This is a genomic window from Pseudomonas sp. BN515, from assembly GCF_029873155.1.
Lineage (GTDB): Bacteria > Pseudomonadota > Gammaproteobacteria > Pseudomonadales > Pseudomonadaceae > Metapseudomonas.
Genome location: NZ_SSOH01000021.1, coordinates 44,335 through 67,498 on the forward strand (window position 1 = coordinate 44,335; position 23,164 = coordinate 67,498).

Here is a 23,164-nt window from a genome sequence, read left to right on the forward strand (position 1 = left end):
CCGTGCCGATCAAGGTTCTGGTGGTGGATGATTCGGCGCTCATCCGCAGCCTGCTCAGCGAAATCGTCCGCGCCGACAACGAATTGCACCTCGTGGGCGTGGCGCCCGACGCCTATGTCGCCCGCGACCTGATCAAACAGCACTCGCCCGACGTCATCACCCTGGACGTGGAAATGCCGCGCATGGACGGCCTGACCTTCCTCGACAAACTGATGAAGGGCCGCCCCACGCCGGTGGTGATGATTTCTTCCCTCACCGAACGCGGCTCCGAGGCGACCCTGCGTGCACTGGAGCTGGGCGCCATCGACTTCGTTGCCAAGCCCAAGCTGGGCATCGCCGAGGGCATGCAGGCCTACGCCGAGGAAATCCGCGCCAAGCTCAAGGTGGCGGCACGCGCGCGGATGATCCGTCGCACAGCGGTCGAACGCCCGGTCGAACGCGGCCTGCCCATCGTCGGCACCGAGAAACTGATCGCCATCGGCGCCTCCACTGGCGGCACCGAAGCCATCAAGGAAGTGCTGCTGGGCCTGCCAGCAGACAGCCCAGGCGTGGTCATCACCCAGCACATGCCGGCCGGTTTCACCCGCTCCTTCGCCGCCCGCCTGGACAAGCTCTGCCGCATCAGCGTCAGCGAAGCCCGCGACGGCGACCGCATCCTCCCCGGCACCGCCCTCCTCGCCCCCGGCGGCCTGCACATGGAAGTGGCGCGGTCCGGCGCCAACTATGTCGCGCGCCTGTCCGAGGCGCCCCCGGTGAACGGTCATCGGCCGGCGGTGGACGTGATGTTCAACAGCGCCGCCCGCTGCGCCGGCCGCAACCTCATCGCCGCCCTGCTCACCGGCATGGGCAAGGACGGCGCACGCGGCCTGCTGGAAATCCGCGAAGCCGGCGGCTACACCGTCGCCCAGGACGAAGCCAGCTGCGTGGTCTACGGAATGCCTCGGGAAGCGGCGGAGATTGGCGCGGCGGAAGAGGTGTTGCCGCTGGAAGAGATAGGCCCCGCGCTGCTGGCACAGGCGCGGAGACGGGGGAGTGGGAATAGGGTGTGAGGGTCCGCGCGGGGTTCAACTCCCCTCACCCCCGGCCCCTCTCCCGGGGGGAGAGGGGTGACTCGCGCCGGCTGGCTCGAAACCATCCGGATGCACCGACTAGCTCCCTCTCCCTCTGGGAGAGGGCTGGGGTGAGGGAATCTAGGCCAGACTCAGACCACCCCGTAGGTTGGTCCGAGCTACGCGAGGCCCAACGAACGGCGTCGAACCCAACTTACGTCGGCATCACCCCACGCTGCCGCGACATCGTCAGCGCCAGGTCTTCGATCATGTCTTCCTGGCCGCCCACCGTGCCACGACGTCCCAGTTCCACCAGCAGCTCGCGGGCCTGGATGCCGTACTTCTTCTCGGCGCGCTTGGCGAACAGCAGGAAGGAGCTGTACACCCCGGCGTAGCCCAGGGTCAGGGCGTCGCGGTCGACGCGGATCGGCTGGTCCATCATCGGCACCACCAGGTCCTCGGCAACGTCCATGATCTTGTACAGGTCGATGCCGGTCTCCACGCCCATGCGCGCCAGCACGGCGACGAACACTTCCAGCGGCGTGTTGCCGGCGCCGGCGCCCAGGCCCGCTACCGAGCCGTCGATGCGTGCAGCACCCGCCTCGATGGCGGCCAGGGAGTTGGCGATGGCCATGCCCATGTTGTGGTGGCCATGGAAGCCGACCTCGGTGTTCGCGTTCAGGCCATTGCGCAGCACGCTGATCTTCTCGGTCACCTCATCCGGCAGCATGTAGCCGGCCGAGTCGGTGCAGTAGATGCAGTTGGCGCCGTAGCTCTCCATCAGCTTCGCCTGCTCCAGCAGTTTTTCGGCGCTGACCATGTGCGCCATCATCAGGAAGCCAACGGTATCCAGGCCCATCTTCGCGGCCATGCCGATGTGCTGGCCGGAGACGTCCGCCTCGGTGCAATGGGTGGCGACGCGAATGGTGGAGACGCCCATGTCGTGAGCCATCTTCAGGTGGTCGACGGTGCCGATACCCGGCAGCAGCAGGGCCGAGACCTTGGCCTGCTTGAGCTTGGGGATCACCGCGTCGAAATATTCCTCGTCCGAGTGGGCCGGGAAGCCATAGTTCAGCGAGGAACCGCCCAGGCCGTCGCCGTGGGTGATTTCGATCAGCGGCACGCCTGCGGCGTCGAGGCCGGTGGCCACGGCCACCATCTCGTCCAGGCTGATCTGGTGGCGCTTGGCGTGCATGCCGTCGCGCAGGCTCATGTCGTGCAGGCGCACGCGCTTACCTTGCAGGTTCATGTTGTTTCTCCACTCAACGGGCAGGCAGTTGCAGGGCGCCCTTATGGGCCTCTTCGGCGAACATTTCCGCGGTGCGCAGGCCGGCGGCGGTCATGATGTCCAGGTTGCCGGCGGACTTGGGCAGGAAATCTCCCAGCCCTTCCACTTCGATGAAGATCGACACCTTGCGGCCATCGAATACCGGGCCGTTGATCAGCTTGTAGCCCGGCACGTAGCGCTGCACTTCCTTGACCATGTGCAGCACCGAAGCGCGGATTTCCGCCTGGTCGGGCTCACCTTCGGTGAGGCAATGGATGGTGTCGCGCATCATCAGCGGCGGCTCGGCCGGGTTGATGACGATGATCGCCTTGCCACGCTTGGCGCCACCGATCTTCTCCACAGCACCGGCAGTGGTGCGGGTGAACTCGTCGATGTTCTGCCGGGTGCCCGGCCCCACGGAGCGGGAGGACACGGTGGCGACGATCTCGCCGTACTCCACCGGCTGCACGCGGGACACTGCCGCCACCATGGGAATGGTGGCCTGGCCGCCGCAGGTGACCATGTTGACGTTAAGCGCCAGCTTCTCGGCGTGCTCCTTGAGGTTCACCGGCGGTACGCAGTACGGGCCGATGGCCGCCGGGGTGAGGTCGATCATGATCACGCCCAGCTCATTGAGCTTGCGGCTGTTTTCGGCATGGACGTAGGCCGAGGTGGCATCGAAGGCGATGCGGATATCGTCGTCCAGCACGTGGGGCAGCAGGCCGTCGACGCCTTCTGCGGTGGTCTTCAGGCCGAATTCGGCGGCGCGTTTCAGGCCCTCGGAAGTCGGGTCGACGCCCACCATCCACACCGGTTCGATCCATTCGGAACGGCGCATCTTGATCAACAGGTCGGTGCCGATATTGCCCGGCCCGATGATGGCCGCCTTGAGTTTCTTGCTCATGCTCTTTCCCCGGAGTCAGTCGCGGAAGGACACCCGGGCGCTGCCCAGGCCGTCGATGGTCAGTTCGAAGTGGTCGCCGGCACGCGCCGGCTCCAGCGGTACCAGGGAGCCGGAGAGGATGATTTCCCCGGCCTTGAACGGGATGCCGAAGGCTCCCAGGGTGTTGGCCAGCCAGGCCACGGCGGTAAGCGGGTTGCCCTGCACCGCCGAGCCCAGGCCCTCGCTGATCTGCGTGCCGTTCTTGAACACGGTCATGCGCAGGTTGGGCAGGTCCAGCTCGCGTGGGTCCACCTGCTCGCGGCCGAGCACGAAGACACCGCAGGAGGCGTTGTCGGCCACGGTGTCCTGGATGCGGATCTTCCAGTCGTGAATGCGCGAATCGACGATCTCGAAGCAGGGAATCACGCATTCGGTGGCGTCGAGCACGTCCTGCTCGGTAACGCCGGGCCCTACCAGGTCATGCTTCAGCTTGAAGGCGATCTCGCCCTCGGCGCGCGGCTGGATCAGGCGGTTGCCGGACAGGGAAATGCTGTCGCCGTCGTCGAACCACATGTCTCGGGTAATGAAGCCGAAGTCCGGCTGGTGCACGTTGAGCATGCGTTGCACGGCTGCGGAGGTGACGCCGATCTTCTTGCCGACGATGGCATCGCCTGCCGCCACGCGGCGCTCGATGCTGTAGAGGGAGATGCGGTAGGCGTCTTCGATCGTGATCTCTGGCCAGCGCTCGGTCAGCGGCGCCAGGGTGCGACCGGCGAGCAGGGCCTGATAGAGCTCCTCGCCGTATGCGCGCTGCAGGATTTCACTCATGACCGGCCCTCCGCGAGGAAGTCCAGGCAGGTGCGGTTGAACAGCTCGCGGTGCTCCACCATCACCCAGTGACCGCACTCGCTGAGCATCACGAAGCGGATGTTTGTGCAGTTCTCCAGCATGGTCTGGGCGCCGGAAGACGGGCAGAACTTGTCGTTCATGCCCCAGAAACCGAGGATCGGGCAGGACAGCTCGGACAGGCGCGCCGCCATGTTCGGCACCTGCATGGTGCTCAGCACGCAACGCGGTTGCTGCTGCACCACGGCGACCCGCTCGTTGACGGTCTCGTCGCTGATCAGCGAGGCGTCGTAGAGCTGCAGGGACAGCAGCCGGCGCATGCCGTCGGCGTCGTTCAGCTCGCCATTGGCAAAGGCGGCGCCCATCTTCTGGATGCCTTCCATCTGCAGGTAGTACTGCTCCTTCTCCATCAGGCCACCCGGCGCCATCAGCACCAGACGGCTGACGCGGCTCGGCGCATCCAGCGCCAGCTTGATGGCGATGGCGCCGCCCAGGGAGTTGCCCACCAGTACGCAGCGCTCGATATCCAGGGAATCCAGCAGACCGGTCAGGGCGGAGACGAAGAAGTCGAGGCTGTAAGTGGTTTCCGGTTTGTCGGAAAGGCCGTAGCCCGGCAGGTCGGGGACTATCACCCGATAGCCGAATTTCTCGAACACCGGGTAGTTCTGCTTGAAGTTGCTGTGGCCGCTGGCGCCAGGGCCGCTGCCGTGAATGAACACCACCGGCTCGCCTTCGCCAGCATCCAGGTAGTGCAGTCGCAGACCATCGGGCAGCGTGACGAAACGCCCTTGCGGTAGCGCGCCCATGGGACTCTCCTCGGCTTGTTGTTTGGCCGGATTATTCGGCGCGCCCCGGTGGGCAACATCGTCCGAGAGGACTAGCAGGGAGAGAGATGCTCCTTGTAGCTCTTTTGTGGGAGCGAATTCATTCGCGATGCAGGCCGCAGGCCTGTTCCTCGGAATCCTGGGCCGCTTCGCAGCCTTTCGCGAATGAATTCGCTCCTACAGAGAAATCTCCCAGCGGCGAATAGTCCTCCCGGACGTAGGCACCCCGCCTTGCTCGCCCTAGCCTCTGCCCATCGACAACCGACAGACGAGGCAGCCATGGGCGATGCATTGGATTTCAGCGGCAAGGTGGTACTGGTGACCGGAGGCGGCAAGGGCGTGGGCCGGGGCATCAGCCAGCGCTTTCTCGCCTGCGGCGCCGAGGTGGTGATCTGTGGCCGCAATGCCCCCGACCAATTGCCTGTCCACGCTGGCCGCGCGGCGCACTTCCTGCCTTGCGACGTGCGTGACATCGAGCAGAGCCAGCAGCTGGTGGATGCCATCGTCGACCGCTTCGGCCGTCTCGACGTGCTGGTGAACAACGCCGGCGGCGCGCCCCATGCCGAGGCCGCCACAGCATCGCCACGCTTCTCCGAATCCATCATCCGTCTCAACCTGCTGGCACCGCTCAACCTCTGCCAACTCGCCAACCGGGTGATGCAGAAGCAGCCGGGCGGCGGCGCCATCGTCAACATCTGCAGCGTCAGCGCCACCCGCCCCTCTCCCGGCACCGCCGCCTACGGCGCAGCCAAGGCTGGCTTGCTCAACCTGACCCGTTCCCTCGCAGTGGAATGGGCGCCGAAGGTCCGGGTGAATGCGGTAACGGCGGGGCTGATCCTCACCGAGCAGGCGGAGCTGCACTACGGCGATGCCGAGGGCGTGGCGCGGGTGGCGGCGGGGATTCCCCTGCAGCGCATGGCCAGCCCGGAGGATATCGGCGATGCCTGCCTGTACCTGGCATCACCGCTGGCCAGCTATGTGAGCGGCGCGGATATCTGCGTGCATGGGGGTGGGGAGAAGCCGGTGTTTCTGGAGGCGGCGGGGGTGAACTGATAGCGCCGGAGTCCCTCTCCCCCAGCCCCTCTCCCTGAAGGGAGAGGGGAGCTTATTCGTGCCCCAGACAAACGCTGCGTGTCCGGCAAGCCGAAGGACGTCAGGCGCGAGTTACCCCTCTCCACTTCAGGGAGAGGGGACGGGGGTGAGGGCTTTGCCGTCCACCATCGAATGCGCCCTGAACACCGTCTCGACGATCTTCCAGCGCCCATCGATGCACCGATAACGGTCCTGATAAATCCCACCCAGTTGCCGCGTGGCCCCAGTCTCGGCGTCGAGGTTGAAGTAGTAGAGCGCCCAGCGCCCAATCGCTTCGCCCTCCCCCGCCAGTTCGATTTCCGGGTTGGCGCCATGGTGCAGGTCGATCACCCGCTCGTTGCAGGCCAGGGACTGGTACAGCGCGACAAAGCTGTCGCGATCCTGGAAGCAGCCGACGGGACCGTAGTCGATAGCGATTTCACCCTCGGCGAAGCAATCGCGGATCACCTCGATCTCCTTCAGGTCGCAGGCGTTGAAATAGCGGTGCTTGAGCTCGCGGATGGCCTCGACGGCTTCAAGGCGGGCAATGCGCTGTTCCAGGGTCATGGCTGTTCCCTCGCGATCATGTTGGCTTCGCCCCAAAAGGCTTTCATCGAACGGATGCGACCTTCGGCATCGAACTCCATCACGTCGATAACTTCGATGGAGCGGGCCTGGCCGCCCCAGTCCAGGTCAACGCAGAAGGGCACGGCGCCACAGCCACGGGTGGCGCGGATGGAGCCGTCCAGCCGCGCGCTGGCGTTCAGGCGCCCCAGGCCTTCGCGGTAAAAGCGCGAGATGGCCTCGATGCCCACGTAGGGCGGCTTGCCCACCGGGTCCTCGACGACCGCATCTTCGGCATAAAGCGCGAGGATGCCGTCGATATCCACGGCGTCCACCAGTTCGATATAACGGGCGAGCTTCGCCCGTACCTGCTGCTCATCAATCATGGAGTCGTCCCTCATGCCACTTCGAACAGAGCGGCGGCACCCATGCCACCACCGATGCACATGCTCACCACGACGTAGCGCAGTCCCCGGCGTTTGCCCTCGATCAGCGCATGGCCAACCATCCGCGCGCCGGACATGCCGAAGGGATGGCCGATGGAAATGGCACCGCCGTTGACGTTCAGTCGCTCGTCGGGAATCCCCAGGGTGTCGCGGCAGTGGATGACCTGGCAGGCGAACGCCTCGTTCAGCTCCCACAGGCCGATGTGGTCCATGGAAAGTCCGTGGCGCTTGAGCAGCTTGGGAATGGCGAACACCGGACCGATGCCCATCTCATCGGAATCGCAGCCGGCCACCGCCAGGCCGCGGTAGATGCCCAGGGGCTCCAGGCCCCGGCGGGCGGCCTCTTGCGCGCTCATCAGCACCGAAGCGCTGGCGCCGTCGGAAAGCTGCGAGGCGTTGCCGGCCGTGATGAAGCGACCGGCACCGCTCCACTGTCCGCCCTGCCACACGGGCTCCAGGGCGCGCAGGCTTTCGCGGGTGGTATCGGCACGGTTGCATTCGTCGCGGGTCAGGGTCACGGATTCGTGGCGGCTTTCGCCGGTGGCCTTGTCCGTCACCAGCTTGCGTGCGGTCAGCGGCGCCAGTTCGGTATCGAAGAGTCCGGCGCTTTGCGCCAGGGCGGTGCGCATCTGGCTCTGGTAGCTGTATTCGTCCTGAGCCTCGCGGGAGATGCCGTAGCGCTCGGCGACGATTTCCGCCGTCTCGATCATCGGGATATAGGCGCGCGGGTCCTGCGCCAGTACGGCTTCGGACTGGTTGCGGTAGCTGTTCTTGTGCTTGTTCTGCACCAGGGAGATGGACTCCAGGCCACCGGCAACGGCGATGTCGATCTCGTTGCACATGATGCTCTTGGCGGCCAGAGCGATGCTCATCAGACCGGAAGAACACTGACGCTCCACCGCCATGCCGGCCACACTGGACGGCAGCCCGGCGGCCACCGCGCAGAGTCGGCCGAGGTTATAGGCCTGGGTGCCCTGCTGGGCGGCTGCGCCCATGATCACATCGTCCACCTCGCCCCCTTCGACACCGGCACGACGCAGTGCTTCGCGCACCACATGGCCGCCCATCAGCGGCGCTTCGGTGTCGTTGAAGGCACCCCGGAAGGCCTTGCCGATGGGGGTGCGGGCGGTGGATACGATTACGGCTTCTTTCATTGGTGACTCCAGAATTATTCAGTGCCTGTAGGGGCGAATTCATTCGCCAAGGGCAGCGCAGCTGCCCCATCGGGCCTTGCAGGGCAGACCTGCGGCCTGCTTGGCGAATGAATTCGCCCCTACAAGGAAATCGCCCTCACTCGGGGTAGTAACGACTGATGGTGTCCACCACACAGCCCGGCCGCTCCTCGCCTTCGATCTCCACGCTGACGCGGATGGTGGCCTGGATGCCGCCCTTCACTTCTTCGGCGGCGACCAGTTGGGCGCTGCCGCGCACGCGGCTGCCGGCGCGGACGACGCTGGGGAAGCGCACCCTCTCGCAGCCGTAGTTCACCCCCATGGAGATGCCGCGCACCTCGACAATCTGCGGCAGGAAGAGGTTGACCAGGGCGAGTGTCAGGTAGCCGTGGGCGATGCAGGCGCCGAAGGGGCCGCTGGCGGCGCGGGCCGGGTCCACATGAATCCACTGGTGGTCGCCGGTGGCTTCGGCGAACTGGTCGATGCGCGATTGCTCGACGCTGATCCAGTCGCTCACGCCCAGCTGTTCACCAACGTGCTCCAGCAAGGCGGCCGGTGTTGCGAAGATCGTCGCCATGCTCAGGCCCTCTGGCTGGAGACCGACAGCACTTCGCCGGTCATGTAGGAGCTGTAGTCGCTGGCCAGAAACATCATCACGTTGGCCACTTCCCAGACTTCCGCCGCGCGGCCGAAGGCCTCGCGGGAGGCGAGCTGGTCCAGCAGTTCCTTGGGTGCGGATTTCTTCAGGAAGTCGTGCAGGGCGATGCTCGGACTCACCGCGTTGATGCGGATGCCATGCTCGGCCGCTTCCACCGCTGCGCAGCGGGTCAGCGCCATGACGCCGGCCTTGGCCGCGGCGTAGTGGCTCTGCTCCTTCTGTGCACGCCAACCGAGAACCGAGGCGTTGTTGACGATCACGCCGCGACCGCGATCCATCATCTTCGGCAGCATGGCGCGGGTCATGCGCATGGTGCCGGTGAGGGTCACGTCGAGGACGCGATTCCACTCCTCATCGCCCATCTCCACCAGCAGGCGAGAACCGCCGAGGCCGGCGTTGTTGATCAGCACATCGACGCCGTCCAGTTCGCGCTCGGCGGCGGCCACCAGGGCCTGCACCTGCTCCTCGTTGGTGACGTTGCACACGCAGGTATGGACGCGATCAAGCCCAGTGGCTTCGCGGATCTTTGCTGCCGCTTCCTGCAGGCGGCCTTCATGGATATCGCTGATCATCAGCGCGCGGCAGCCTTCCTCGGCGGCACGCAGGGCGGCGGAGAAACCGATACCGGCACCAGCGGCGGCGGTGATCAGCACCGACTTGCCGCGCAGCAGGCCGTGGCCGGGAACGTAGGTGGGAGTGCTCATGCAAGGTCCTCGGGTCAGACGCGCACGCGCGGCTCGCGGGGCATGCCCAGCGCGCGTTCGGCGATGATGTTGCGTTGGATTTCGTTGGTGCCGCCGTAGATGGTGTCGGAGCGGCTGAAGAGGAACATCGACTGCAGTCGGCCGAGTTGGTACGGCCCGTCTTCCAGCAGTTCGGCGTCGGGGCCGAGCACGTCCATGGCCAGCTTGCCCAGCTCGACGTGCCAGTTGGCCCAGCACAGCTTGTAGATCATCGCCTCGCGGCGCAGCGAGCCGTCCTGCGCGCCGGAAAGCATGCGCAGGGAGTTGTAGCGCAGGATGCGCAGCCCGCCCCAGGCTTCGGCGATGCGCTGGCGCAGCAGCGGGTCGCGAGCGGCGCCATTCTCCCGTGCGATGCGGATGATCTCTTCCAGCTCGTTCTGGAACTGCATCTGCTGGCCGAGGGTGGACACGCCACGCTCGAAGCCCAGCAAGGCCATGGCGATCTTCCAGCCATCCCCCGGCGCGCCGAGAAGGTTGGCCTCGTCGGTCACGGCTTCGTCGAAGAACACTTCGTTGAACTCCGAGGTGCCGGTGAGCTGCTCGATGGGCCGCACGGTGATGCCCGGCTGGTCCATGGGCACCAGCAGGAAGGACAGGCCCTTGTGACCCACGCTGCCCGGCTCGGTACGGGCGATGACGAAGCACCATTCGGATTCGTGCGCGAGCGAGGTCCAGACCTTCTGCCCGCTGATGCGCCATTGCCCGTTCTCCAGCACAGCACGGGTTTTCACATTGGCGAGGTCCGAGCCGGCACCCGGCTCGGAGTAACCCTGGCACCAGAATTCGGTGCCGGCGACGATACCCGGCAGCAGGCGGCGCTTCTGCTCTTCCGTGCCGAAGGCGGCGATGGTCGGGCCGGCCAGGCCTTCGCCGATGTGCCCCATGCGACCGGGGCCACCGGCGCGGGCGTACTCTTCGTGGAAGATCACCTGCTGGCTGATGGACAGGCCACGGCCGCCGTGCTCGGGCGCCCAGCCCACGCAGGTCCAGCCGCCCTCGGCCAGCTTGCGTTCCCAGGCTTTGCGCTCCTCGGGGAAGCTGTGTTCGTCCCCCGGCCCGCCACGAAAGCGCAGCTGTTCGAACTCGCCACCCAGGTTGTCGGCCAGCCAGCCGGCCACATCGCGGCGGAAGGCTTCGTCCGCCTCACTGAAACTGATCTTCATGCGTATTCCCCCAGGAGGGCGGTGGCGATGCGCTCGCGGTGCCAGGACGGCGCGCCGAACAGGGCCTCACTGGCCCGGGCGCGCTTGAAGTAGAGGTGCGGGTCGTACTCCCAGGTGAAGCCGACACCGCCGTGCAACTGGATGGATTCCGCGGCGCAGTGGAAGAAGGCTTCCGAGCAGCGCGACTTGGCCAGGGCGGCGGCCAGCGGCAGCTCAGCGGCGACGCCCTTGTCGCCATTGGCCGCGAGGACCTCTTCGGCCACACAGGCGGCGTACCAGGCCGCCGAACGCGCGCACTCCACCTCCAGCATCATGTCGGCGGCGCGGTGCTTGATGGCCTGGAAGCTGGCGATGGCGCGACCGAACTGCTGGCGCTCGGCGGTGTAGGCCAGGGTCAGGTCCAGGGACTGCTGGGCGCCGCCGGTCTGCTCGGCAGCCAGGGCGATGCAGGCCAGTTGCAGCACTTTTTCCAGCAGCTCACCACCCTGCCCCGGCGTGCCCAGCGCGGCATCGGCATCGACGTAAACATGGTTGAGTTCGACTTCGGCCAGTTTGCGGGTCTGATCCAGGGTCGGTACCAGTTTGCGACTGATGCCGGGCGTGTCTGCCGGAATCACGAACAGGCCGATGCCCTCGCTACCGCGCGCCGCCACGATCAACAGGTTGGCGTTGTGGCCGTCGACCACCTGGCGCAACTTGCCGTCGAGGACGAAGCCCTTGCCCTCTTCGCGCACGTTGGCCTGTACCGAGTCCAGGCCGTTGCGGCTGTTGCTGGCGTAAGCCAGGGTGCCCGTCAGGCTGCCATCAGCCAGCTGCGGCAGCCATTTGGCTTTCTGCGCCTCGCTCCCACCCAGCAGCAACGCCGGGGTGGCCAGGCAGGCGCTGGCGAAGAAAGGCGAGCAGAACAGGCGACGGCCCATCTGCTCCAGCAGGATCGCCAGCTCGACGAAGCCCAGGCCCAGGCCGCCATATTCTTCGGGGATGTGGATGGCCGGCCAGACCATCTCGCTGCATACGCGCTGCCAGAGCTCGGGGTCATGGCCCAGCTCGGAGACCATGGCCGCCCGCACGGCGGCGGAATCGGAAACGTCCGCGAGAAAGCTCTCGGCGGACTCGCGGATCATCTCCTGCTCATCGCTGAACGCGAATTCCATAAGGCTGCCTTCTTGTGATTCTCGGGGCGAGCGCCCCTGGTACGAAGGAGTCTGGCGAGTTGCGCAGGAGGGGGAATCGTCCGGATGGACGACGAGGGAAATGGCTGTTGTGGCGGGATAAATGTGTAGGGGCGAATGAATTAGCCCCTACAAGGTGTGTGCACTCAAAGCTGCTTGGCAGCCGTAGGTTGGGTAGAGCGCAGCGAAACCCAACGCGGGGCCAGCAAGTAAGGACGGCTTACTGGCTTGCACGGTGGATATGCCCCCGGACGGGGCATTTATTGATGTGCAAGGAGACGGGTTGGATCGACTTGGCTGCTAGGTCGGGGGACTGTCTTGGCAGATGGCTTTCGGCCGACCATGGACACATCGCGAGGGACTCCGTGATCTAAACTCGATTCATGTCTCATTTTCCTCCTCTCCTCATGGCCCTCTATTGGAGCAACATTCAAGCCAAACAGGGAGTTACGCATGCGTAAGGAATGTTATGCGACACAAGTAGTGAAAAGCATTAGACCACTTGCGTTGCCTGCTTTTAGTTATACCTAAGGAAAACATACTGAGGAGCTTCAGCTAGCCATGGACGAAAAGCCAGTTGCGCCCTGGATAAGAAACCTATCAAGATCGACATTAACCGTTACTTTGTTTTCTTTGATGACAGTATTTGTCTCATCTGGCAATGTTCAAAAAAAATCAATTTTGGTTTCTTGTGTCGGCGTGTCTGCCATGTTTGCAATGACTGCAATTGTTTGCGTTATCAAAAAATCCGCTCCGGCTTTTACTAGTCAATACGGGAGGGTTTCGGCCACCCCTCAAAAAACCAAGCCGGTACAGTTTTTCTTGTGTGTATTTTTATTTATCTCAATATCAATATTATTGTTGCTAGCCGCTGCGCAGAGATATACAGAGCTTTACCCGATTCAGTCATAAAAGATGGGGGTAGATTTATTTTCATTACTCTAACCCTGCCTACACCCAGACGCCTCTAGAGTAGAAAAAAAAATATATACCACCATTTCCAGTTAGGTAAATCAGCAACTTGGCTGCTCGAAAAGTGGCGTTATCCAACATCTGTCTGGATGTTATGCGGCAGGAGTGTCGTCTAATAATTGTTAGGGGTCTTCAATGGCTGGAGGCGGTGCCTTAACCCTCGCGATCCTATTCCTAGTGTTAGCCGTAGTGGCTATTGGACGAATTCTTTTCTCGTCTAGCACTCGATCTAAACGCAAACGAATAAGCTTCGCTATACTTGCGTTCATTTCACCATTTTTGCTGTTATTTGTAGCAAGCAGCATCCATAACAAAGTTCCTGATTTTCTATCGGGCTTTGTTTTCTGGGCGGCAATACTTAGCCCTGCGATAATCTATATCGTTTACGGGTTGACCGAGCCCAATAAGCAAACACAGAGTAAATCCTAACAAACGGTTCTAGACCGTCCGCTTCTCTCGCTGGGACGCCCGCGGAAAAGGGGACACATTAAAGGGGACAGATTTATTTTTCCTACTCTAGAGGTGTCTGGGTATGGGCAGGTTTAGAGTAAAGAAAATAAATCTGTCCCCTTTTTACACTGTCCCCTTTTTACACGCTCACTGAGCGCGTAATTTTGCCGGCGGCATGGAGCGGCAGCTACTTTTTCAACAGAATCGGCCAGAAGCAGACATTCAGCTTCGGGCGCTTTTGACCCTTAGCCGGCGCCTGCAAGGGCTGCATTCGGTCGATATTCTGTGACTTGAAGGTGTCTACGAAGCGTTGGGCGATTCAGTCGGTTCAGCACGCAAGCGTAGATTCGTCGAGCGCTGCCATCAATTCCATCCGCTTCGCAATTAGCTTAAGCCTGTCCGAACCCGAAAGATATTTTCCTGGTGCGGGCAAGGCAGAAGCTGTTGCCTCGCACCAACGCGAATACAGAACGCTGGTGTTAACGAAATCTGCTACTTGCGCCTTGCGCGCTAATGCCCGCTCGATCTGTTCAGCAATAATGGGATTGACAGTGGAGTAAGCAAACTGCGAAGAGGGGTGATTAACCACTGCCACAGGCACACCACCCGCTAGCGCGGTAACCCGACTACCGTTTCGCTTGCTGTAGCAGACGATCAACTCTGGTTCCAACACGTCCAAGACTTCAGTGAACGATCGCTTACCTTTCTCCCAAACTGCGTCCGACGGCACTTTGCGGATGCTGGGTAAGAACTCTTGGATAAAGTTGTAGTAGGCAATGCTATGCCAAAACTCACTCCTATCTGTTTTGGAAAAGTGCTTCCTAGCATTCAGGATAGAAGCCATTATTTTAGTGAAATGTGCATGTCGCCGAAGCTTAGCTGTGGCGTGAGGGTGTTTCTGACCTAAGGCCAGGGCCTTCAATACCTCGGGTGTGACTGTCGGGCGTTCATGCTCCTTGGCACCATAGTGAGATTCGCAGACCACAAGAATGCGTAGACCATGAATGCCTCGCTCGTAGTGGGGGCCGACCCATGGTGCAAAACGGACCGTACTTTTGCTCATCGCCATCCTTAGTTTGATTGTTAAGGCCAACAATTTTGGCCCAGCCGTAATCACACCATGAATCTACGCCGCTTCTGTATACGTCCTCAATGGCTGCTACCGCCGTAGCTCCTCTGTATATGCCCTTGCAAGGCTACGTCCTACAGATACTTCCGACTCTCTTTCCCCCTCCCTACAGAGAGTTTTCCTACAGCCCGTTAGCCTTGAGGCCCTACGCGTGCCATAGCTAGTGTCCCCGCCGTCACGGTCAATCCCGTGGCTGGGTTTGGCGACCCGACATTAGCAGGCGCGATAGCGCCAGCAAGGTGCTTGCGAGAACGGCGGACGTTCTTGCAGGTCCCCGCACGAATGCAGAAAGCCTGCATTGCTTTATGGCAGATCGCGCGGGGAGACCTTCGGGTCTGCCGGGTTCCTGCTAACCGGTTCGCCAACCCCGCGCGATTTGCCACCCACGTTTGGCGACGCAGGTGGCAACTCTTTCACTTAGCAGGAGTACCACCATGCACGACGCATACACCCCTGTCGTTTTCTACCGCCATTCCCACCGCCTGCGCACCCTGATGCTCGACAACCAGCCCTGGTTCGTTGCCCATGACTTCGCCCGGTTAATCGGCCACCCCGATGCCCTCCCCCTGCTCCAGGCCCTGGAGCCTCACGAACAACAAACCCTCCGCCTCGGCTACACCCATGACTTCCATGAAGAGGTCACCGCCATCAGTGATATCGGCGCCTACAAGGTGCTGTTCCAGTTTGGCCAGCCAGAGCACGGCGAGGTCGGCCGTTGGCTGAGTGAAGTGCTGGTGCCGACGCTGCATGACTATCACCGGGTGCCGGATGCGGCACCGTGCCGTGACGTTCTGAGCTATGAGGGCAGACGAATTGGCGTGGTGCGCTGGCAGGGCGAGGTGTGGGTGGCGTGGCGAGATTTGCCGGCCTTTATGGCCTCGGGAAAGGAGGTGTCGGCATGAGCATCGACCTTGAGGAACGTCGGCTGCGGGAGCTGCTGGACCGCTTGGATTCGCGGCTGCATGCGGTGCAGATGATTGCCGAGGTCGTTCTGGACAATGCGGCGCTACGGGAGGGGATTCCCGGACCCTATCTCGACAACATCAAGGAAAGCGCGCTGGTGGATGCGTTGATTCATTTGTCTCGCAGCAATCTGGAGGACTTCTGGCTGTTGGTGAAGATGGAGGAATTGCCGTTGGGGGCGAGGTGATTTGCGGTGTATTTGGGCCCCTCTCCGATGTGGAGAGGGGCCTTTGTTTGTTGGGGCAACGGGGTTGCCCTTGGCGATTGAAATCGCCCCTACAGGTGGGGTGGATTTGGGGTTGTTCGCGAGCAGAGCTCGCTCCTACGGTGCGCGCTGTGGGTCGTCAACACCAGAGCAACACGGCCATGGATGGTTTGCTTATCGTGCCTTTGAAGGAGCTATGAACATGAAATGTCCATCTTGTGCAGCATCGGAACTGGTGCATGACACCCGCGATATGCCTTACACCTACAAGAATGAGTCGACCAACATTCCGACAGTTACCGGCGACTTCTGCCCGGCTTGTGGCGAGACGGTTCTCGATGCAGCCGAGTCGGCCCGCGTCAGTGCGGCGATGCTGGAATTCAACAAACAGGTGAATGCTTCGATTGTCGATTCGAGCTTCATAGCCAACGTTCGCAAGAAGCTCGCACTCGACCAACGTGAAGCGGCAGAGATTTTCGGCGGTGGAGTCAATGCATTTTCACGCTACGAAAACGGCAAAACCAAGCCGCCGTTGGCTCTGGTGAAGCTACTCAAGATACTTGATCGCCACCCCGAACTATTGAACGAAGTCAGGACGACCTAGCCTCGCCCGCGTGGTTGGGGGAAGCGCACCGCCACTCGTCTATCGAGGTGTCAAAGCCCGCATCGAGCGGGCTTTTTCGTGCCTGAACGATAGCGTTGGCTTAGGGGTTGGCGTGTTGGCTTTTAGCGAATGAATTCGCCCCTACAGCGGTGAATTTGGGTGGGGTTGTTCGCGAGCAGAGCTCGCTCCTACGGCGGTAATCGTGCGTTGCCCTTAGCGAATGAATTCGCCCCCACAGGGGGGGAGTTTTCCCGGATTTCATTCGAGCTGCCAACGCCGTATGGCCCGCCCCCGCGAAGGACAGGATCGCTATGCATCACAGTGTGTCTGAAATGCATTGAGATACATGGGTACGAGTTTGACCAGGGAGCTGACACAGGCCAGATACCTCGGGGTGTTCAACTGCATGCGTCGCTTGAACGGGGTCGACCGGCCCCCAGCCAAACGCTTGCAACGGAGACATCCTCATGACGATGGCAATGCAGAACAAGGCAACCGGCAATAAACGCCGCCGCTGGGTCGGCTCGTCGATCCTCGCCCTGACCCTGATGCAGCTCGGCTTGGCCCATGCCCAAGCCTCCACGAGCGCGGCGCCCGCCGCGACCAGCGCCAGCACCCGGAGCGTGCAAGCCTCCCCGTTCGGCCAGTTGAAGCATGTAAAGGCCGGGCTGCTGGAGGTGGCGTATGCCGAGGTCGGCCCCGCCGACGGGCCTGTGGTCATCCTCCTGCACGGCTGGCCTTACGATATCCACAGCTATGAGAAGGTCGCGCCTCTGCTGGCGGACAAGGGCTATCGGGTGCTGATGCCCTATGCACGGGGCTATGGCGATACGCACTTCCTCTCCGAGCAGTCCGTTCGCAATGGTCAGCCCGCTGCGCTGGCCAGTGACGTCATCGATTTCATGGATGCGCTCAATATCAAACAGGCCGTGCTTGGCGGCTACGACTGGGGCGCGCGCTCGGCCGACATCGTCTCCGCACTCTGGCCGGAACGGGTCAAGGCGCTCGTGTCGGTCAGCGGCTATCTGATCGGCAACCAGGCCGCGGGCCAGAAACCGCTACCGCCCAAGGCCGAACTGCAGTGGTGGTACCAGTTCTACTTCGCCACCGAGCGCGGCCGCGCCGGCTACGAGCAGAACACCCACGACTTCGCCAAGCTGATCTGGCAGTTGGCCTCGCCGAAATGGGCGTTCGACGACGCCACTTTCGATCGCAGCGCCGCTGCCCTGGACAACCCCGATCACGTCGCCATCACCGTGTACAACTACCGCTGGCGCCTGGGCCTGGAGAAGGGGGAACCCCGCTACGAGGCCCTGGAGCAGAAGCTGGCCACCTCACCCTCCATCAGCGTGCCGACCATCACCCTGGAAGGTGACGCCAACGGTGCGCCGCACCCGAAGGCCGAGGACTATGCCAAGCGCTTCACCGGCAAGTACGAGTACCGGCTGATCACCGGTGGCATCGGCCACAACCTGCCCCAGGAAGATCCGCAGGCCTTCACCAAGGCCATCATCGACGCCGACAACCTCTGAAGCGCGGAAAGGGCACGCTCGTTGCCACCGGCGCGCCGGGTGGCAGCGAGGGCCTCGATTCACGGTTTCTAGCTGCACGGAATCAACCATCAACTGCATCGATGGCAGCCATTACGCAGCATCACTTCTTCAGCGAAATCCCATCAGTAACATGGGCCCCATAGACGAATTCCACCCCCCTCTAATCAAGGTGACCAAAATGAAAAAGCAAATCTTCGCCAGCCTGTTCATCGCCAGCCTGTCCGCCTCCGCTTTTGCACTGTCGGTTGCCGAGGGTGGTGCCGAGCGCACTTCCATCCACCGCGTCGCCGAAGGTGGCGCTGACCGCACCAGCATCCACCGCGTTGCGGAGAATGGTTCCGAGCGCTCCCAGTCCCTGCGTGTGGCTGAAGGTGGTGCCGACCGCACTGGGGCCAACCGCATCAGCTAATTCCCGGAGCAGTTCAGAGGCGGGCAATTCATGATGTATGCACCTCGAAAGGCAGAAGGCGCCACTTATGGCGCCTTCTTTCTTTTTGGGGAATACGAAATCCATGGGAGCGGATTTGGATGGGGTTGTTCGCGAGCAGAGCTCGCTCCTACGGTGGTTATTGTGTGCCGGCCATTGGGACAGCTGCGCTGTCCTTGGCGAATGAATTCGCCCCTACAGGGATTGGGTGCCGTAGACCTTCCGGGCCCCGAAGAGGACCATGCCTGCCGTGTAGTGCTTCCCATCATCAGAGGACGCCCTGGAAACAATCTCCGGGGCGTCTTGCGTTGGATCAGCCCTGCGTCGACGCGTGGCGACCGGCCTGACGGCCGAAGAACGTAGCGTCCGCCAGCGACATGCCCGAGCTGTAGCCACCGCCCCAGCGTGGCAGGCCGCAACTGGTGCGCCCTGCTGCATAGAGGCCGGCGACAAGTTCACGCTGCGCGGTCAGCACCTGGCCGGTAGGCAGCGTGTCGAGGCCACCGAAGGTGAAGTGCGGGAAGAAGGCGTAATCGAAGCGGCAGTCCAGGGCGACGAAGGGCGGCTCGTTCAGCGGTTTGAGCCACTTTGCCGCCTTGTGGAAGAGCGGGTCACGGCCCTCGGCGGCATGACGGTTGAAGAAGGCCACGCTCGCTGCCAGGGTCCCCTCCGGCATCCCCAACTCCTGCTCCACCTCGTCCCAGGTCTCGCCGACGGCAGCGATATCGATACGGGTGAACTCGGCGGGACGTTCGAATGTGGCGTTGTCCGCCAACAGGAACACCCGGTTCCCGCCTTGGCGGAGGATGTGGTAGCCGATGCGGCCGTGGTAGCTGTCCTCGTTGATGAAGCGTTGTCCGCGCTCATTGACGAAGATGCCCTTGACCAGGGATTCCGGCGCATAGAACGGCAAGCTGACGAAGGCCTCGTCCATGTGGATGGCCGCGCCGCCGACGCTAATGCCCAACTGAATGCCGCTGCCGTCGTCCCCCGGTGTACCGATCGGATTTTCGTTATGCATCAACTGCGGGGCATGGCTACGTACCATCTCGCGATTCATGACGAACCCGCCAGCACACAGGATCACGCCCTTGCGCGCGCGGACGAAACGCAGGCGGCCGTCGCTTCGCACCACCACGCCGTGGACCTTGCCATCGTCATCGGCCACCAGTGCCATCACGCGGCTGTCATAGTGCACTTCGACGCCCAGTTCGCTGACGCGGGCCGCAAGGACGTCCATCAGCAGGCGGCCACCGCCCCAGCCCTGGTACTGCGGCGCGTGGCCGCGCGGACACGGCGTGGCCTCCTCGGCGAACGGCCAGGCCTCCTCGCTGCCGGACCAGATCAGGCAATCGTCGGTCACCGGTTCAAGCATCTTCTCCGGCAGGAACGTGTTCTTGTAGGGGACGCCCTGGGCCACCAGCCAGTGGTAATGGTCCAGGCTGTTCTCCGCGTAGAGGCGTACCTTGGCCTCGTCGGCATCCGGGCCGCCGGCCATCATCAGGTATCGATACAGGTCTTGGGTGTCGTCGTTGAAGCCAGCCTCCCGCTGGGCCGGGGTGCCACCGCTGCCGCCCAGGTAGATCTCGCCCCCCGAGAGCGCGCTGGTACCACCGTTGCCGGAGGTGGCCTCCAGCAGCACGACCTGGGCTCCCGCGCTGGCGGCCTCGATGGCGGCAGAGGCGCCTGCGGCCCCAAAGCCGACGACAATCACATCGGCTTCCTGGTCCCAGGCGGAGACGTTATTCAGACGGCAAGGCCGGTTTACGGAGAAAGGTACTGACATGCAGGCGATCCTTATTGTTGTTCTGGCGAGTAGACCTGTGGGGTCCGGGGAACGCTGGCGATCGGTCGCGAAGTTGGCGCCGTTCGGGCAGGCAGGTGAGTGCCCACCTTAACCGCGAAGGGCATGACGGCCCTCGTCCAACTGAACTACCAGGCCACGTCCAACGCCAGGAGTGGGTGAATCGAGTGAGTGCCCCCTCTTCCGGACTTGGGGAGGGGCCTTTTGGGGCGCCGGGGTTGGGGCGTAACCCGGGATCGTTGGGTTTCGCTTCGCTCTACCCAACCTACGGAAGCCGATGGGGCTCACGCCGAGGCCAGCGCCGTGACGCGACGCGACGGCGCTGCCCTACCCCGAGCCATACCGCCAGGGCCGGCAGCCCAGAACCAGGTGATCCAGACACCCCTCGTAGATCGAGCGTTCCGCCTCCTGGCGCTGCAGCCGTGCGTATAGCCCAAGGGCGCGGAAAAGGTGCGGTAGCAGGTTCCTGATCAGCTCCACGTCGCTGGACGAGAAGCCCTGTTCCGGCGCGTTGTGCCCCCGCACCACGTCGACCCAACAGCGCATGCCGCCGGGCTCGGCGAAGCAGGTTCGAAGGCAGCTGGCGACATCCAGGGAACGCATGAACTCGGCGCAATCGGGTTCCACATCGCGCGGACCGAAAACGAGGATATCGCCCGGCAGTACCGACTCGGGGTCCAACAGCTCGATATGGGTGAAGCGCTCGCGGTGGATCTGTTCGGCCAGCAGCCAGTCCGTTTCGTCATGGGGCTCGACGGACATCACCTGGAGATCGGAGGGGCGGTCATCGGAATGATGCAGGGTGACCGTGACGTTGCGTGCGACCAGCACATGGCGCAGGCGCTCAGCCAGGCCGAACCAGGGGGTGGTTTCGTTCAGGCCTTCGTAGACCAGCCCGATCAGTTCAGGCAATAGAGCGACGCTGGCGCCCGGAACCTGGGTTACCGGGCGCCTCAGTAAAGCGACAGGCTCAGCTGCCATAGACCTTTTGCGCTGGCACGGCCTCGGCCAGCAGCTGCTGCACTACCCCGCCCAACTCCGCCGGCGCAAAGCGTGCGCCCTTGTCGAACTCGGGGCCACGACGCCAGCCGTCAGCGATGGAGAGCTTGCCGCCTTCCACTTCGAACATGCGGCCGGTGACCTGCTGGGATTCTTCCGAGCCCAGCCAGACGACCAGGGGCGCGACGTTCTCCGGGGCGAAGTAGTCGAAGCCGTCTTCGGGTTTCTTCATCACATCGGCGAACACGTCTTCGGTCATGCCGGTACGCGCGGCCGGGGCCAGGGCGTTGGCGGTGATGCCGTAGCGCGCGAGTTCAGCGGCCTGCACCAGGGTCAGGGAGGCGATGCCACCCTTGGCGGCGGCGTAGTTGGACTGGCCGATGGAGCCCTGCAGGCCGGCGCCGGAGCTGGTGTTGATGATCCGCGCCTTGACCTGCGCGCCGCCCTTGGACTGCTCACGCCAATGCTTCACGGCATGGCTGGCGAGGCAGAAGTGGCCCTTCAGGTGCACCGCCATCACGGCGTCCCAGTCGGCTTCGGTGAGGCTGGCGAACATGCGGTCGCGGCAGATGCCGGCGTTATTCACCAGCACGTGCAGATCACCGAAGGCTTCGATGGCCTGGCGCACGATTTCACCGGCGGCGGCGTAGTGGGTGATGTCGCCGTTATTGGCGATAGCTTCACCGCCGGCGGCTCGGATTTGTGCGACCACGGCTTCGGCGGCCGGCAGGTTGATGTCGTTGACCAGCACCTTGGCGCCTTCGGCGGCGAAGGCCAGGGCATAGGCCCGACCCAGCCCGCCGCCGGCGCCGGTGATGATGACGGAGCGGTCTTTGCAAATTGGCATGGGGAGTTCTCCGGTGAGTCTGGAATTGGGGTTGGCCGCCCTCTCCCCCGGCCCCTCTCCCTGAAGGGCGAGGGGAGCAAATCAGCCCGTGCCGGACTCAACCGCTGCACGGACAGCTCCCTCTCCCGCTTGCGGGAGAGGGTTGGGGAGAGGGCCAGCGGATTCAAAGCCTTTCGATAATGGTCACGTTCGCCTGCCCACCGCCTTCGCACATGGTCTGCATGCCATAGCGGCCGCCGCTGCGCTCCAGCTCGTGCAGCAGGGTGCACATCAGGCGGGTGCCGGTGGCGCCCAGGGGGTGGCCGAGGGCGATGGCGCCGCCGTTGACGTTGGTGCGCTCATGGGGGTAGCCGGTTTCCTTCAGCCAGGCCAGGGCGACCGAGGCGAAGGCTTCGTTGATCTCTACCCGGTCGATGTCTTCCAGCTTCATGCCGGCGCGCTTCAGGGCGTACTCGGTGGCGGGGATCGGGGCGGTGAGCATCCACACCGGGTCGTCGGCGCGCACGCTCATGTGGTGGATGCGGGCGCGGGGTGTCAGGTTGTAGCGCTTGAGCGCTGCCTCGGAAACCACCAGCAACGCGCTGGCGCCGTCGCAGGTCTGGCTGGATACGCCGGCGGTGACGCGGTCGCAACCGAACAGGGCTTCCAGTTCAGCCATCTTGTCGAGGCTGGTCTGGCGCGGGGTCTCGTCGTGCTGGACACCGGCCAGCGGGACGATCTCGCGAGCGAAGCGGCCTTCAGCGATGGCGTGCAGGGCGCGGCGATGGGACTCCAGGGCGTAAGCCTCCAGCGCCTCGCGCGACAGGCCCCAGCGCTCGGCGATCATCTGCGCCGAGCGGAACTGGGTCGGCGGCACCTTGCCGTAGCGCTTCACCCAGCCTTCGGAGCCAGTGAAGGGGTCGGTGAAGCCCAGCGGCTCGGCGGCGGTCATGGCCGAGGAAATCGGGATCTGGGTCATGGTCTGCACGCCACCGGCGATCACCACGTCCTGGGTGCCGCTCATCACGGCCTGGGCGGCGAAGTGCACCGCCTGCTGGGACGAGCCGCACTGGCGGTCGATGGTGGTGCCGGGCACGGCCTGGTCGAGGCCGGCGGCCAGCCAGCAGGTGCGGGCGATGTCACCGGCCAGCGGGCCGATGGTGTCGACGCAGCCGAAGATCACGTCGTCGTAGTCGGCATCGGGGATGGCGTTACGCGCGACCAGTTCGCGCAGCACATGGGCGCCCAGGTCGGCGGCGTGGATCTGGCTCAGGCCGCCCTTGCGCCGGCCGGTGGGGGTGCGCAGGGCGTCGACTATGTAGGCTTGGGGCATGGGGAAATCTCTGTGAAGTCGAAGTGGATTTGCCCTCACCC

General features: G+C 63.4%; 24 protein-coding genes. 8 read left to right on the forward strand and 16 right to left on the reverse strand.

Annotated features, from left to right (window positions below):
- The first annotated feature begins 2 nt into the window (after positions 1–2).
- Positions 3–1,049 carry a chemotaxis response regulator protein-glutamate methylesterase gene (locus E8E91_RS05590; protein ID WP_280374937.1) on the forward strand — a complete coding sequence of 349 codons (1,047 nt, stop codon included), beginning with the start codon at positions 3–5 and terminating at the stop codon, positions 1,047–1,049.
- 214 nt (positions 1,050–1,263) lie between these two features.
- Here E8E91_RS05590 and dmpG read toward each other — a convergent pair whose 3' ends face one another.
- The 4 genes from dmpG to E8E91_RS05610 are packed head-to-tail and all read right to left on the reverse strand — an operon-like array spanning position 1,264 to position 4,851.
- Entirely contained in the window at positions 1,264–2,298 is a 1,035-nt protein-coding gene (dmpG, locus tag E8E91_RS05595) for a 4-hydroxy-2-oxovalerate aldolase (protein WP_280374938.1), read from the reverse strand.
- A gap of 13 nt (positions 2,299–2,311) precedes the next feature.
- Positions 2,312–3,220: an acetaldehyde dehydrogenase (acetylating) gene (locus E8E91_RS05600; RefSeq protein ID WP_190827629.1), complete on the reverse strand. Its 909-nt coding sequence runs from the start codon at positions 3,218–3,220 to the stop codon at positions 2,312–2,314.
- Positions 3,221–3,235: 15 nt separating this feature from the next.
- On the reverse strand, positions 3,236–4,027 hold the full coding sequence (locus tag E8E91_RS05605; RefSeq protein ID WP_280374939.1) for a fumarylacetoacetate hydrolase family protein: 792 nt from the start codon (positions 4,025–4,027) through the stop codon (positions 3,236–3,238).
- Positions 4,024–4,851, reverse strand: coding sequence for an alpha/beta fold hydrolase (locus E8E91_RS05610; protein ID WP_280374940.1), 828 nt, complete (start codon positions 4,849–4,851; stop codon positions 4,024–4,026). Before E8E91_RS05610 ends, E8E91_RS05605 begins: the two co-directional genes overlap by 4 nt.
- 297 nt (positions 4,852–5,148) lie before the next feature.
- On the opposite strand from E8E91_RS05610, the gene E8E91_RS05615 reads away from it, so the two are divergent.
- Positions 5,149–5,922, forward strand: a complete 774-nt coding sequence (locus E8E91_RS05615; protein ID WP_280374941.1) for an SDR family oxidoreductase — start codon at positions 5,149–5,151, stop codon at positions 5,920–5,922.
- A 126-nt stretch (positions 5,923–6,048) separates the two neighbouring features.
- Here the strand turns inward: E8E91_RS05615 and E8E91_RS05620 are convergent, their stop codons facing one another.
- The 7 genes from E8E91_RS05620 to E8E91_RS05650 form a co-directional block, all read right to left on the reverse strand.
- A complete protein-coding gene (locus E8E91_RS05620) occupies positions 6,049–6,507 on the reverse strand; it encodes a nuclear transport factor 2 family protein (RefSeq protein ID WP_280374942.1) in 459 nt (152 codons plus the stop codon).
- Positions 6,504–6,890 carry a nuclear transport factor 2 family protein gene (locus E8E91_RS05625; protein WP_280374943.1) on the reverse strand — a complete coding sequence of 129 codons (387 nt, stop codon included), beginning with the start codon at positions 6,888–6,890 and terminating at the stop codon, positions 6,504–6,506. Before E8E91_RS05625 ends, E8E91_RS05620 begins: the two co-directional genes overlap by 4 nt.
- Positions 6,891–6,901: 11 nt before the next feature.
- A complete protein-coding gene (locus E8E91_RS05630; RefSeq protein ID WP_280372566.1) occupies positions 6,902–8,104 on the reverse strand; it encodes an acetyl-CoA C-acyltransferase in 1,203 nt (400 codons plus the stop codon).
- A 136-nt stretch (positions 8,105–8,240) separates the two neighbouring features.
- Positions 8,241–8,699, reverse strand: coding sequence for a MaoC family dehydratase (locus E8E91_RS05635; protein WP_280374944.1), 459 nt, complete (start codon positions 8,697–8,699; stop codon positions 8,241–8,243).
- A 2-nt stretch (positions 8,700–8,701) separates the two neighbouring features.
- Positions 8,702–9,484, reverse strand: coding sequence for an SDR family oxidoreductase (locus E8E91_RS05640; RefSeq protein WP_280374945.1), 783 nt, complete (start codon positions 9,482–9,484; stop codon positions 8,702–8,704).
- A gap of 14 nt (positions 9,485–9,498) precedes the next feature.
- A complete protein-coding gene (locus tag E8E91_RS05645; RefSeq protein WP_280374946.1) occupies positions 9,499–10,686 on the reverse strand; it encodes an acyl-CoA dehydrogenase family protein in 1,188 nt (395 codons plus the stop codon).
- On the reverse strand, positions 10,683–11,840 hold the full coding sequence (locus tag E8E91_RS05650) for an acyl-CoA dehydrogenase family protein (protein WP_280374947.1): 1,158 nt from the start codon (positions 11,838–11,840) through the stop codon (positions 10,683–10,685). Before E8E91_RS05650 ends, E8E91_RS05645 begins: the two co-directional genes overlap by 4 nt.
- A gap of 579 nt (positions 11,841–12,419) precedes the next feature.
- Here E8E91_RS05650 and E8E91_RS05655 point away from each other — a divergent pair.
- Positions 12,420–12,770 (forward strand): hypothetical protein, encoded by a 351-nt coding sequence (locus tag E8E91_RS05655; RefSeq protein ID WP_280374948.1) that lies wholly within the window; start codon positions 12,420–12,422, stop codon positions 12,768–12,770.
- Positions 12,771–13,608: 838 nt separating this feature from the next.
- On the opposite strand, the gene E8E91_RS05660 is transcribed toward E8E91_RS05655, so the two are convergent.
- Positions 13,609–14,343, reverse strand: coding sequence for a hypothetical protein (locus E8E91_RS05660; protein ID WP_280374949.1), 735 nt, complete (start codon positions 14,341–14,343; stop codon positions 13,609–13,611).
- A 500-nt stretch (positions 14,344–14,843) separates the two neighbouring features.
- On the opposite strand from E8E91_RS05660, the gene E8E91_RS05665 reads away from it, so the two are divergent.
- From E8E91_RS05665 to E8E91_RS05685, 5 genes are all read left to right on the forward strand, one after another.
- Positions 14,844–15,311, forward strand: a complete 468-nt coding sequence (locus E8E91_RS05665) for a BRO family protein (RefSeq protein ID WP_280374950.1) — start codon at positions 14,844–14,846, stop codon at positions 15,309–15,311.
- Positions 15,308–15,559: a hypothetical protein gene (locus E8E91_RS05670; protein WP_280374951.1), complete on the forward strand. Its 252-nt coding sequence runs from the start codon at positions 15,308–15,310 to the stop codon at positions 15,557–15,559. The genes E8E91_RS05665 and E8E91_RS05670 overlap by 4 nt, the downstream gene beginning before the upstream one ends.
- A gap of 220 nt (positions 15,560–15,779) precedes the next feature.
- Positions 15,780–16,181: a type II toxin-antitoxin system MqsA family antitoxin gene (locus E8E91_RS05675; RefSeq protein WP_280374952.1), complete on the forward strand. Its 402-nt coding sequence runs from the start codon at positions 15,780–15,782 to the stop codon at positions 16,179–16,181.
- Between the two features lie 467 nt (positions 16,182–16,648).
- Positions 16,649–17,713 (forward strand): alpha/beta hydrolase, encoded by a 1,065-nt coding sequence (locus tag E8E91_RS05680; RefSeq protein ID WP_280374953.1) that lies wholly within the window; start codon positions 16,649–16,651, stop codon positions 17,711–17,713.
- Between the two features lie 199 nt (positions 17,714–17,912).
- Positions 17,913–18,143 carry a hypothetical protein gene (locus E8E91_RS05685; RefSeq protein ID WP_280374954.1) on the forward strand — a complete coding sequence of 77 codons (231 nt, stop codon included), beginning with the start codon at positions 17,913–17,915 and terminating at the stop codon, positions 18,141–18,143.
- Between the two features lie 331 nt (positions 18,144–18,474).
- Here the strand turns inward: E8E91_RS05685 and E8E91_RS05690 are convergent, their stop codons facing one another.
- From E8E91_RS05690 to E8E91_RS05705, 4 genes are all read right to left on the reverse strand, one after another.
- Positions 18,475–19,947, reverse strand: a complete 1,473-nt coding sequence (locus E8E91_RS05690; protein WP_280374955.1) for an FAD-dependent oxidoreductase — start codon at positions 19,945–19,947, stop codon at positions 18,475–18,477.
- Between the two features lie 345 nt (positions 19,948–20,292).
- Positions 20,293–20,877 carry a hypothetical protein gene (locus E8E91_RS05695; RefSeq protein WP_280374956.1) on the reverse strand — a complete coding sequence of 195 codons (585 nt, stop codon included), beginning with the start codon at positions 20,875–20,877 and terminating at the stop codon, positions 20,293–20,295.
- 58 nt (positions 20,878–20,935) lie between these two features.
- Positions 20,936–21,811 carry an SDR family oxidoreductase gene (locus E8E91_RS05700; RefSeq protein ID WP_280374957.1) on the reverse strand — a complete coding sequence of 292 codons (876 nt, stop codon included), beginning with the start codon at positions 21,809–21,811 and terminating at the stop codon, positions 20,936–20,938.
- A gap of 163 nt (positions 21,812–21,974) precedes the next feature.
- Entirely contained in the window at positions 21,975–23,123 is a 1,149-nt protein-coding gene (locus tag E8E91_RS05705; RefSeq protein WP_280374958.1) for an acetyl-CoA C-acetyltransferase, read from the reverse strand.
- Between the last annotated feature and the right edge of the window lie 41 nt (positions 23,124–23,164).

Bases quoted from the DNA above. Each gene is read 5' to 3' on its own strand.
- dmpG (WP_280374938.1), bottom strand. From the start codon at position 2,298: ATGAACCTGCAAGGTAAGCGCGTGCGCCTGCACGACATGAGCCTGCGC.
- E8E91_RS05700 (WP_280374957.1), bottom strand. From the start codon at position 21,811: ATGCCAATTTGCAAAGACCGCTCCGTCATCATCACCGGCGCCGGCGGC.
- E8E91_RS05690 (WP_280374955.1), bottom strand. From the start codon at position 19,947: ATGTCAGTACCTTTCTCCGTAAACCGGCCTTGCCGTCTGAATAACGTC.
- E8E91_RS05660 (WP_280374949.1), bottom strand. From the start codon at position 14,343: ATGAGCAAAAGTACGGTCCGTTTTGCACCATGGGTCGGCCCCCACTAC.
- E8E91_RS05630 (WP_280372566.1), bottom strand. From the start codon at position 8,104: ATGAAAGAAGCCGTAATCGTATCCACCGCCCGCACCCCCATCGGCAAG.
- E8E91_RS05635 (WP_280374944.1), bottom strand. From the start codon at position 8,699: ATGGCGACGATCTTCGCAACACCGGCCGCCTTGCTGGAGCACGTTGGT.
- E8E91_RS05610 (WP_280374940.1), bottom strand. From the start codon at position 4,851: ATGGGCGCGCTACCGCAAGGGCGTTTCGTCACGCTGCCCGATGGTCTG.
- E8E91_RS05620 (WP_280374942.1), bottom strand. From the start codon at position 6,507: ATGACCCTGGAACAGCGCATTGCCCGCCTTGAAGCCGTCGAGGCCATC.
- E8E91_RS05680 (WP_280374953.1), top strand. From the start codon at position 16,649: ATGACGATGGCAATGCAGAACAAGGCAACCGGCAATAAACGCCGCCGC.
- E8E91_RS05665 (WP_280374950.1), top strand. From the start codon at position 14,844: ATGCACGACGCATACACCCCTGTCGTTTTCTACCGCCATTCCCACCGC.
- E8E91_RS05615 (WP_280374941.1), top strand. From the start codon at position 5,149: ATGGGCGATGCATTGGATTTCAGCGGCAAGGTGGTACTGGTGACCGGA.
- E8E91_RS05600 (WP_190827629.1), bottom strand. From the start codon at position 3,220: ATGAGCAAGAAACTCAAGGCGGCCATCATCGGGCCGGGCAATATCGGC.
- E8E91_RS05675 (WP_280374952.1), top strand. From the start codon at position 15,780: ATGAAATGTCCATCTTGTGCAGCATCGGAACTGGTGCATGACACCCGC.
- E8E91_RS05670 (WP_280374951.1), top strand. From the start codon at position 15,308: ATGAGCATCGACCTTGAGGAACGTCGGCTGCGGGAGCTGCTGGACCGC.
- E8E91_RS05685 (WP_280374954.1), top strand. From the start codon at position 17,913: ATGAAAAAGCAAATCTTCGCCAGCCTGTTCATCGCCAGCCTGTCCGCC.
- E8E91_RS05645 (WP_280374946.1), bottom strand. From the start codon at position 10,686: ATGAAGATCAGTTTCAGTGAGGCGGACGAAGCCTTCCGCCGCGATGTG.
- E8E91_RS05605 (WP_280374939.1), bottom strand. From the start codon at position 4,027: ATGAGTGAAATCCTGCAGCGCGCATACGGCGAGGAGCTCTATCAGGCC.
- E8E91_RS05655 (WP_280374948.1), top strand. From the start codon at position 12,420: ATGGACGAAAAGCCAGTTGCGCCCTGGATAAGAAACCTATCAAGATCG.
- E8E91_RS05640 (WP_280374945.1), bottom strand. From the start codon at position 9,484: ATGAGCACTCCCACCTACGTTCCCGGCCACGGCCTGCTGCGCGGCAAG.
- E8E91_RS05650 (WP_280374947.1), bottom strand. From the start codon at position 11,840: ATGGAATTCGCGTTCAGCGATGAGCAGGAGATGATCCGCGAGTCCGCC.
- E8E91_RS05625 (WP_280374943.1), bottom strand. From the start codon at position 6,890: ATGATTGATGAGCAGCAGGTACGGGCGAAGCTCGCCCGTTATATCGAA.
- E8E91_RS05705 (WP_280374958.1), bottom strand. From the start codon at position 23,123: ATGCCCCAAGCCTACATAGTCGACGCCCTGCGCACCCCCACCGGCCGG.